We start from the raw sequence: 9,548 nt of genomic DNA, 5'->3' as shown, positions 1-9,548 counted from the left end.
AGGAGGACCACACATCAAGCTGCAAATCATGATGTGGCCGATCGTCGATGCTGATTTTGAAACAAATTCTTACCACCAATTCGGTGACAAACGGTTCTTGACTGTACCAACGATGAAGTGGATGTATGACATGTACATCGCTGACCCAGAAAAACGCAAAGACATTTATGCCTCGCCCCTACAGGCGACGGTTGAGCAACTGAAAGGCTTGCCTCCAGCGTTAATTGTGGTTGCAGAGAGCGATATTTTGCATGACGAAGGCACAGCCTATGGACGCAAGCTCGATGAAGCAGGGGTAGACGTGACAACGGTGCAGTACAACGGCACGATCCATGACTTTGGATTGCTCAATGGTTTAGCCGAACTTCCAGCAACCCGTTCTCTTTTCGTCCAGGCAGCTGCCGAGCTGAAGAAACATCTGCAATAGGCAACGATCGCTTCTTTGACCTCAGTTGCCAGTAATTCTCGTTCTTATCAGGTTTTGGCATCGGCGGCTTGACTAAAGCTGCCGTGCGCTCCTTTGCCCGTAATTGGATACTCGACCTCAAAGAGCGCAAGATCCGGGTGAATGCCGTTAGTCCTGGAGTGATTCCGACTCCTAGTACCGAGTGCTTGGGAGTGGGATTTGTGGACAGCCAAGTCAGCGCTATCCCACTCTTGAGAGTCGGCACACCGGATGAGATTGCCAAAGCCGTTGTCTTTCTCGCGTCAGACGACAGCAGCTTTGTTAACGGCATCGAGTTGTTTGTCGATGACGGTATGACACAGATTTGAAGTACCCTAGGATCGCTCGCGCATTAATACAGCTAGAAGACCTAGTATACTCGTCCCCAAAACCAGTGAGAAATTCGCTGCTATGACTGCAAATAATGGCATTATCAGCCAGAGCAGCCCATATTCAGTAACTGAAACGCTCAATCGCCTAGAAGGCACCCTCCAGGCAAAAGGCATCACCATCTTTGCCCGCATCTATCGACAGGCTGAAGCTGAGAAAGTTGGACTCAGCCTGCTTCCAACGCAGTTGCTATTGTTTGGTAACCCGAAAGCTGGAACACCTCTGATGGTTGCAGAACCAACGATCGCCTTGGATTTACCTTTAAAAATATTAGCATGGGAAGCAGCTGATGGCAAAGTGTGGTTAAGTTATAACGATCCTAATTATTTGAAGCAACGGTTTTCGCTCTCCGACGAACTAGTTAAGAACATCGCGGTCGTTGCACCTTTAATCGATGGAGCACTTCAGTAACAACTCATTGATTTTGCCAATACCTCATTTTGTTTGCTGTAAGAATAAACTCATGACCACATTCCACACAGTTTCGATCGATGGTTTAGATATCTTTTACCGAGAAGCTGGCGATCGCAATAATCCAACGATTCTGCTGTTGCATGGCTTCCCAACTTCATCTCATATGTTCCGCAATTTAATGCCTGCACTTGCCGATCGCTTTCATCTTGTTGCCCCTGACTACCCTGGCTTTGGCTATAGTTCCATGCCCACCCTGGATGAGTTTGATTACACCTTCGATCGTCTTGCCGAAGTGATGGCAGGCTTTATTGCCGCGCTCGGATTAAAACGCTACAGTTTTTACCTGATGGATTATGGCGCTCCTATTGGTTATCGTCTTGCCACACAGCATCCAGAGCGTGTAGAAACGCTCATTGTGCAGAATGGCAATGCCTACGAGGAAGGGTTGGGCGATTTCTGGAAGCCAATGAGAGCTTACTGGCAGAACAAGACACCCGAAAACGCCGAGCGAGTACGCCAGACTATGACACCGGAGGGTATAAAACGGTATTACATCACCGGAGCCAAGAATCTAGAAAACCTCAGTCCCGATACTTGGACTTTGGATCGAGCCCTCCTCGATCGCCCTGGCAACCAGGATATTCAACTGGCATTGAAATACAACTACCAATCCAATTTGCTGCTGTATCCGCAATGGCAAGCCTACCTGCGTCAGTATCAACCACCCACGCTAGTGGTATGGGGTAAGAACGACCGGGGCTTTTTAGTAGAAGGAGCCTATGCCTACAAACGCGACTTGCGGAACCTTGAATTTTATTTGCTTGATACCGGACACTTCGCCCTAGAAGAGGAGGGCGATGCGATCGCAGACCATATCCGTCGATTTATGACCACTTACGTTGTGAAGGAGGACACCATGCTAGCTGCCAATCACATCCCAAGCGCCAAGGATATTGTCGGTCCATCCCCATTGCTCGCTATTGAAAACGAAGCACCAGCCAAGCTGATTGTCGATCCACCACTTCCCGAACCACTATCCCAGGGTCGCGTTTTTATCCAGTATCGGACTGAGAACCTGCGTATGTTGCCAGTGTTCGGTAAAGGTGCCCTCGACGTATCACCACGCCTTGGTCATGTCCACATCACTGTTGACGACGCACCGTGGCACTTTGTTGACACCAGCGGCGAAACGTTGATTCTGGTCGGACTGGAACCAGGTTCACACAAGGTGTTGATTGAACTAGCCGACCCCATGCACAACGTAATCACCAGCGAAACAATAATGTTCGCGGTGCCCGATTCTGAGCGATGAGTAAGTGACTCGTTCTTGTAGCCGACCTTCGCATTCATGAAGTTTCTTGTCTCCGTAAGGAGATACTCGCAAGGGTGGTCTTAAATCAGTGCGCGGGGTAATGCCCCACTGTATTTCCTTATACCTTAATTTTTTCTTCCTCCTTCACCGTCACCTGATAATATCCACCGCTTCTTTTGAATGTAGCTTAAATCAATTAATACGGCATGGTATTGTTAGGTGCTGGTGGTGAAGAGGGAACGGTGAGGTATGGGATTGTGCGTTCAATGGATGTGCATAGATAACGCTCTTCTTAGTTTTATGTAACTGTAATGTGCAAGTTTTGTACAGTTCCCGATAGAAAGCTCAAATACATCTAAAGATAAGCAAAGTTATTTTTTTAACGTGGTTGGTTGATTATATATACTTATTTATAATATCAGGAATTAATACAACTTATGAAAAAGCTTTTCGGTGTCATATCTAGTGCTAGCCTGATTTTGAGCGTCGGACTAAGCAGCCCTCCGGCAGCACATGCTGAATCAAGATGTAGAAATGCAACCATAGCAGGTAGCTTTGGAATTCTAACGACGGGAACTCTTCTTGAGGGTGCGCCAGGACAGCCTGGATCTTTTGCTTCAAATGGTCTAATAAACTTTGACGGAAACGGAAACTTGAGTACGAGGCAGACTCTAAGCCTCAACGGTACGATTGTGCCATTTAAGGGAGCGGGTACTTACGCTGTAGAACAAGACTGCACTTTAACAGCAAAGTTCACTGACGAGATTTCTGGTGCTCAAATAACAATCACTGGTATCATTGTTAAGCGGAACACAGAAATCCAGATAATTGAAACAGACCCATACACGGTGGTAACAGGCACTTTGAAAAAAGTGGAATAAATCCGGTTTAGGTAACGCATACATCAACGTTATGGCTCTTTCATCACTCTGGATAAAGTAAAATAACTGCATATCAACTTTATCCAGAGTTAAATGCTACATACTCAGTGAACTACGGACACTTCCCTTGGGTTATCTAAACCACAATGTACACAACGTATACTGTATATGCATTTGACGTTGTGAATATTTTCTACAACGTTGACAGTGGATACTTTACCAACATCTCTTGGAAAGGTATCCACTGTTCGTCTTGTGATTCCAACTTTAGTTGGAGCCAGCCTTCGATTTTGAGATGGATTGATTCATCAATCGCGCGATCAAACAAAAGTTTCAACTCAAAGTGGACGACTTCTTAGAGCCAATTGCATATATTGAATTTATGCAAACGAAGAAAGGCAATTGAGTTGCAAGATTGAAGTTTGCTTTATACAAATCGCAGAAAGAGGGTCTTATGGCGACTGCTTGCAATCAGCACGTCTTCCCTCAGAGGTATCGAGTGAGTCAAGACCGAGATCGCAGTTTCTTATTCTTTCCGCCTTCAACACAGGATCGCATGCAAGGTGTGCTAAGTGCCCCCGTGGTGCTAGTCATGTATGGAGACTATCAGTCTCCTGAAAGTGCGGACGTTTATCGGCTAATTAAAGTCATTAGGCGACAACTTAGTGTTTCTTTTGGAGAGAACTATTTATGCTTCATCTTTCGTCATTTTCCACAGATACAGATTCATTCTCATGCTCAACGTGCGGCAGAAGCAGCCCAAGCCGCAGCCGCCCAAGGTCTGTTTTGGCAGATGCACGACATTTTGTTCGCCCATCAACAAGAGTTGGGAAACGGCTATCTTGTAGAATATGCTAATCGTCTAGGACTTAATGTCTCCAAATTTCTGCAAGAAATATCCAAACAAGTGCATATCGATCGCATCAATGAAGATATCGAAAGTGGATTACAGAGTGGAGTAACGGCTGCTCCAGCCCTGTTTATTAATGGAATTCGGTATATCGGGTCTTGGAAGATTGAGCAGTTAATGACAGCTATTGTCACTGCAAGTCATTAAGCTTGATGGTGGTAACTCTGCAACTACACAGGTAAGGGCTTGTACTTTTTTCTCATCATCGGTAACGATCTTAATCTCTTCTAACCACTCCAATAAATCTTGACTCCACAAATACTGGCTTTGCTCTAATGTCATGTTTCAGATAATACCCTCAACAGCTCTATTTACTAAGAATATCAGATCGTTTTGGATAGTCGCCATATTTACTTAAGTCATAAATTCCTACCGATCTACTTCAACACCAAGTGCCTTTAAGTAAATTGGGATTGTGTGATTGTCAGAAATTTTACCAGTTTGTGCTGTAAAGTAAATTGGTACCTTAATATGTTGATAGTTACTAAATTTTCCAAGTAACCCTGTTGCAAGCGAGGTGGTTCCACTTTTACCCGAAACACGACCAGCAACAAGTAGCAAGCTGGGTATGGGTATTTTGGGAACAACGTCTTCGCTATTGGTGATACTGCTAAATCGTGTTCATCATACGGGTTGTTGTCAGGAGTGAATTTGTTAAAATTATGTACCAGTTGAATGAGTTGGGCTAATTTGTCAAGTGGGAGGGCTTGGACGCCAGAGGTCATGCGGGGTTAAACTTTACACCACACGTTTCAGTATGTTCCTGCTACCAGCATCCCAGGATAGAAACGTTTACCTGGAATTAGGGATTGCTATTGGTTTAGGATCGCCGTTTTTCTTAGTACAGCATCATGAAGCTGATATTCCACCTGTACTGGATGCATTAAGTCGTTATACTAAAGGTGGATTATTCCGCACGATGCGGAAAGAGCTAGCTGGACAAATTGAGGATTATGACTTTGGAGTAGTACATTTTATTACTGATTTACCACCTGCGGGTAGCCAACCCCAGTACTTAATTACAGGAGGTGGACTAATTGAAGATGAGGATTTTGAAGGAAGTATTACCGATGCGTTAGGCAGCAGCTATCCTCACTTACAAGCTGTGTCCCTAAATCAAGTGCTAGGAATTTCGAGCGGTGCAAAAACTTTATTAGAACAACTGGTTGAATTTATTCAAACTTCTCGTTTTGCAATTTATCGTGTAGATAAAGAATGTTCAGCTACAACTTTTTTAGCGCTTGGTATCAGTATTGGACTCGATAGACCTTTCTTGATGATGCACAGAAGCAATAGAGAAGTTCCCTTGAATATTCGAGGAATAGGGATGTATCAGTTTCCTAATTTTGTGACCTTAGAAAACGAAATCATACTTAGACATCAAAATTTCTTTAACAGATATGCAGGATAAATAGCCTCATGAGTGAAGCTTTTTCATTTAATCGAGAATTTGATTTTGTGCGGTTAGATCGACTTTGCCGGACTACAGGTCGTCCTGCACATGAATGGGATTTTTACATTATCAAAGAATTAATTGATAACGCTCTTGATGCGGACGAAACAGTTTGGCGAAAGAAACCTACGCAGACACCTATTTTAAAAGTTCGTATCGAATTTGTGAATCAACAGCTTTTTGTGCAAGTTAGCAATCGCACAAAATTCCCTGTTGAACTTATACCTGATATTTTTGCTACACACCAATACACTTCACGTAAAGCTTTTGTCAAAGGACTGACACGAGGTGCTTTAGGTAATGCCCTAAAAACTTTGCTAGGAATTCCTTATGCTTTACGTAATCGTGTAAGCGGTGATTGGAAGCCAGACCAAAAACCTCTATCTATTATTTGTAGCCAACAAGAGTATCTACCAATTTATGTAGTAGACACAACTAAGCAAAATATTAGTTTCGAGTGTCAAACAAGATCTTTTAATAAAGCCACTGAAGGAACGATTATTAGTGTTACACTTGATTATTTTGAGCAAGAAAAGCCACGCACTATTGATGAAATCAAGCGATTGGCATACCAGTATAACTTGTGTAATCCCCATGCAAATTTTCAGTGGTTGGTGGAAGTTGAGGGGGAGGAATGGTCAGTAGAGTATGAAGCAAGTAAAAACTGGTCCAATAAATTTCGCGGAACTGCGCCGATACAGTGGTACTCAATGACAGCTTTTCAGGATTTACTTGGTGCTTTGCATCGAAAACAGGTAAGCAATCAGCAAACTGACCGGCTATCAGTGCAAACTGTATGCAGCTACTTTGGTGGATTTGATAACCAGGATGAAGATATTGAGAATAAAGATTTGACTGCAACTGTTGCAATAAAATTTAGGAATATAAGCCTTGCAGTAGATGATTTTGAAAGTGATGCTGCTAAAAGACTATATCAAATAATGTGTTTCCATAGTCCCCATTTTAAATCAGTTCAACTGGGGTGTATTGGATTGGAACATATACGCACAGTACTTACTAATAATTTTTCTGTTAATAGTAAAGTATTTTATGAAATTGCTACAGATAAAGGAGACGAACCTAGCCTACCTTTTGTAATTAAAGCATCTGTAGTTGCTTTAAAAGAAGGCTCACGAGAAATATGGACAGCTATTAATTTTACACCTACTTACAATGAGCCTTTTCTGCGTCGCCGACTTTATACACCAATCCAACTAGAAAAAGCAGTTATTGGATTGCGGGAATTACTTGATGCTTATGGTTTAGATGAAGATACTCCTGTAATTTTATTCCTACACCTTATTTGTCCCAATGTTGAATCTGGTGAGTTTAGCAAAACTGAAATTAATCACCTGCCATTTAAGCAAGTCATAGGGGAAGTGCTAGACCGCTTACTTCAAGGATTTAAGCAAGTACAGGAGGAGGAAGAACTACAGTTAGAAAAAGCCATTTATCAAGCTTTAGATGATATTTTAAATCATGTAAAACATAATGAAAGATTTGTTTTTGACCAATTGTTAGAAAAGCTGCGGACACAACTTAATCAAGACTCAAGTTTTTCTAAATGGCTAGAAACACCTGATGCACTGAGTCGTCTGCGAACTTATATTATTAACTATCAAAGTAGCAATACTGTTTTGACTCAAAGAGTAGCGCGTCCAGCAGTGGAAACATTAGCTCTTCCTCTACATCCCGAACGCTATTTTTTTGCTTTGGCTGAACATATTTCCCCCGAACTTCTCACCCAACATCACGTTAATAAAATTCTTTACATCCAAGTACCGGAACTAGAACCTGTAATCATTGAAAATGATTGGCTATGCCGCATGGATATGGCTTTACTACGCAATCCACCAAAATTAGATGCACTGCGGGAGACAATAGTACAGTGTGTAGTTGGGTGCGATTTACCGATTCTTATTTTGCATAATAATGATGCAACAGGTCACGAGCGGGTTAAACAGATAAAAGCTTGGTTAAATGAGCGAAATTTAGATGAAAACCGCATCATTGATTTAGGTTTAAATTCAACTGATAGCTCAAGTACCGTATTCCAGGCAATGAAATTAGTGGAACTGATGCCAAATGATTTAGCTGAGTTGTTGCTTAATCAACTAAATAATCTAAATATCTCAATCAAGTTTTTACCAATTAATGTTGATATTCGTCGAGATATTAGTCAAAAATTTGAACAATTACTTCTTAGTTATTTATGGGAGGGCGTATCAGAAAAACTGCAAATGCCTGGACTGCTGGGACTTCTGGATAGAGAACTGCAATTTACCCAACAAATGAAAGAGCAAAACTTAGACGAGCAACTCAGATATTTACTGCAACAAAAGTCCTATACAAAGTCTTACGCTACTGTATTAAATGAAGTTGTTAGGCAATTTTTTGATAACTTTATGGGGGAACGTCGTGCAGATATTCAAGGTTTAGCGCAAGCACACTTGAAACGCTTACATGAGGGGTACGAGCAATGAATGACGAACAACATCAGGATATAGGTGAACTTCGTCCGCAGTACCAAACTTATAGCCGACAAAAGTGCTTTATTGCTTACAGCGAGCAGGCTTATTGGTCTACTGACCTTTTGGATGCTTGCGAGCAGGTGTTGTCCAAACCTGAGTTTAACTTGGAACCAGACTATGCTCGTAAAAATTTTGATTCAGATGTTCCTCTACGCCAAAAGGCGCTAGAACTTGTAGCTAATGCCCGATATGGTATCTATGATCTTTCTTACTGGCGTGCGAATGATAAAGGTCAGTGGCAAATGCCACGCAATGTATTTATTGAATTGGGGATTGCGATCGCACTAAATCGTCCTACCCTATTGCTACGTCATGCAAGTAATAAAGAAGCAGGTTTAGAACTACCAAACTGCTTACAGTGTTTGGGCGAACAAGTTTTAGAGTTTAGCGGCAAACGTAGCCTGGAAATAGTTTTGCTAGAAAATTTACCAAAATGGGTAAAAGCTGTACCTGAGCAAGCTTGGTGGAACCGCCACTGCATTTTTGGGGGTAGAGTTTGCGAACACCGCGAGACACATCCACGCACTAAACAGTTAGGACACAATACCCTAAATTGTAGCATTGTGGATGGAGCAGATAGTTCCCGCCCAGATTTTCGAGAAATTGTTGAGGATGTGTTAGGACGCTTCAGTGATGTAACCTACACTTATTTGGATGCTCTTTCCCTCGAAAAAGGCTATAGCTTTGTGTTATGTACTTACTGTCAGAAAGTTCGATCATCACCTTTTGCTATCCATCGTATCACATTAAAAACGCCACCAGAAGCGTTTATTGCCATTGGAATGAGTATTGCTTTAGAAACACAATTTGAGTATAAAATCCCCAAGATTTTGATAACCGAAGATGTGCAAATTGTGCCTTCTTTATTATCTGGTTATGAGGTAGTAGTAGCTAGAAGTGATAAAGATAAAAAAGATAGTTTACGCAAGTTCATGCCAATGGTAATCAAGAAAGTAAGGGAGACTGTTTGGCGACCTAGACCTTTACCATTTGCTGAAACAATTATTTTATACAGCAACTTACCTGATACACCCGAGCTAGAACTATCGAAAAACTCAGAGGATGAAGATTTAGCAATTCAGATACTAATTGAAGAATTACAACTTTCTGTGCGAGCTTATAATCGTCTTAAACGGATGCAGATTAACACATTAGCAGATTTGTTAAATTATACTCAAGAAGACCTATTAGAAATTAAAGACTTTGATAAAA

11 protein-coding genes are annotated in these 9,548 nt (G+C 41.9%); 9 read left to right on the top strand and 2 right to left on the bottom strand.

The window, feature by feature from the left end; translation table 11 throughout:
* The 6 genes from ACKTT2_RS01575 to ACKTT2_RS01550 form a co-directional block, all read left to right on the top strand.
* Nucleotides 1-427 (top strand): alpha/beta hydrolase fold domain-containing protein (locus tag ACKTT2_RS01575; RefSeq protein WP_407883276.1); only part of this gene is annotated, 427 nt, incomplete at its 5' end.
* A gap of 68 nt (nucleotides 428-495) precedes the next feature.
* On the top strand, nucleotides 496-774 hold the full coding sequence (locus tag ACKTT2_RS01570) for an SDR family NAD(P)-dependent oxidoreductase (protein WP_407883274.1): 279 nt from the start codon (nucleotides 496-498) through the stop codon (nucleotides 772-774).
* Nucleotides 775-856: 82 nt separating this feature from the next.
* Complete coding sequence (locus tag ACKTT2_RS01565; protein WP_407883272.1) at nucleotides 857-1,246, top strand: DUF302 domain-containing protein; 390 nt, start codon at nucleotides 857-859, stop codon at nucleotides 1,244-1,246.
* A gap of 52 nt (nucleotides 1,247-1,298) precedes the next feature.
* Nucleotides 1,299-2,561 carry a DUF6130 family protein gene (locus ACKTT2_RS01560; RefSeq protein ID WP_407883270.1) on the top strand — a complete coding sequence of 421 codons (1,263 nt, stop codon included), beginning with the start codon at nucleotides 1,299-1,301 and terminating at the stop codon, nucleotides 2,559-2,561.
* Nucleotides 2,562-2,998: 437 nt separating this feature from the next.
* A complete protein-coding gene (locus tag ACKTT2_RS01555) occupies nucleotides 2,999-3,442 on the top strand; it encodes a hypothetical protein (protein WP_407883268.1) in 444 nt (147 codons plus the stop codon).
* Between the two features lie 454 nt (nucleotides 3,443-3,896).
* On the top strand, nucleotides 3,897-4,499 hold the full coding sequence (locus ACKTT2_RS01550; RefSeq protein WP_407883266.1) for a DsbA family protein: 603 nt from the start codon (nucleotides 3,897-3,899) through the stop codon (nucleotides 4,497-4,499).
* Here ACKTT2_RS01550 and ACKTT2_RS01545 read toward each other — a convergent pair.
* Together ACKTT2_RS01545 and ACKTT2_RS01540 are read right to left on the bottom strand one after the other, a co-directional pair.
* Nucleotides 4,467-4,634, bottom strand: coding sequence for a hypothetical protein (locus ACKTT2_RS01545; protein WP_407883265.1), 168 nt, complete (start codon nucleotides 4,632-4,634; stop codon nucleotides 4,467-4,469). The genes ACKTT2_RS01550 and ACKTT2_RS01545 overlap by 33 nt on opposite strands.
* A gap of 116 nt (nucleotides 4,635-4,750) precedes the next feature.
* The gene (locus ACKTT2_RS01540) at nucleotides 4,751-5,077 is read right to left on the bottom strand and encodes a DUF3768 domain-containing protein (RefSeq protein WP_407883263.1); all 327 of its coding nucleotides are present in this window, start codon (nucleotides 5,075-5,077) and stop codon (nucleotides 4,751-4,753) included.
* 32 nt (nucleotides 5,078-5,109) lie between these two features.
* Between ACKTT2_RS01540 and ACKTT2_RS01535 the strand changes: the two genes are divergently transcribed.
* From ACKTT2_RS01535 to ACKTT2_RS52295, 3 genes are all read left to right on the top strand, one after another.
* Entirely contained in the window at nucleotides 5,110-5,763 is a 654-nt protein-coding gene (locus ACKTT2_RS01535) for a hypothetical protein (protein ID WP_407883261.1), read from the top strand.
* 8 nt (nucleotides 5,764-5,771) lie between these two features.
* Nucleotides 5,772-8,288, top strand: a complete 2,517-nt coding sequence (locus ACKTT2_RS01530; RefSeq protein WP_407883259.1) for an ATP-binding protein — start codon at nucleotides 5,772-5,774, stop codon at nucleotides 8,286-8,288.
* Nucleotides 8,285-9,548: DNA-directed RNA polymerase subunit alpha C-terminal domain-containing protein (locus ACKTT2_RS52295; protein ID WP_500691370.1), on the top strand; the 1,264-nt coding region annotated here is incomplete at its 3' end. The genes ACKTT2_RS01530 and ACKTT2_RS52295, both read left to right, overlap by 4 nt.

It is taken from the genome of Scytonema hankhaensis NUACC26 (assembly GCF_045865695.1).
Classification (GTDB): Bacteria; Cyanobacteriota; Cyanobacteriia; order Cyanobacteriales; family Nostocaceae; genus Scytonema.
This window is presented reverse-complemented; position numbering and strand designations above follow the sequence as displayed.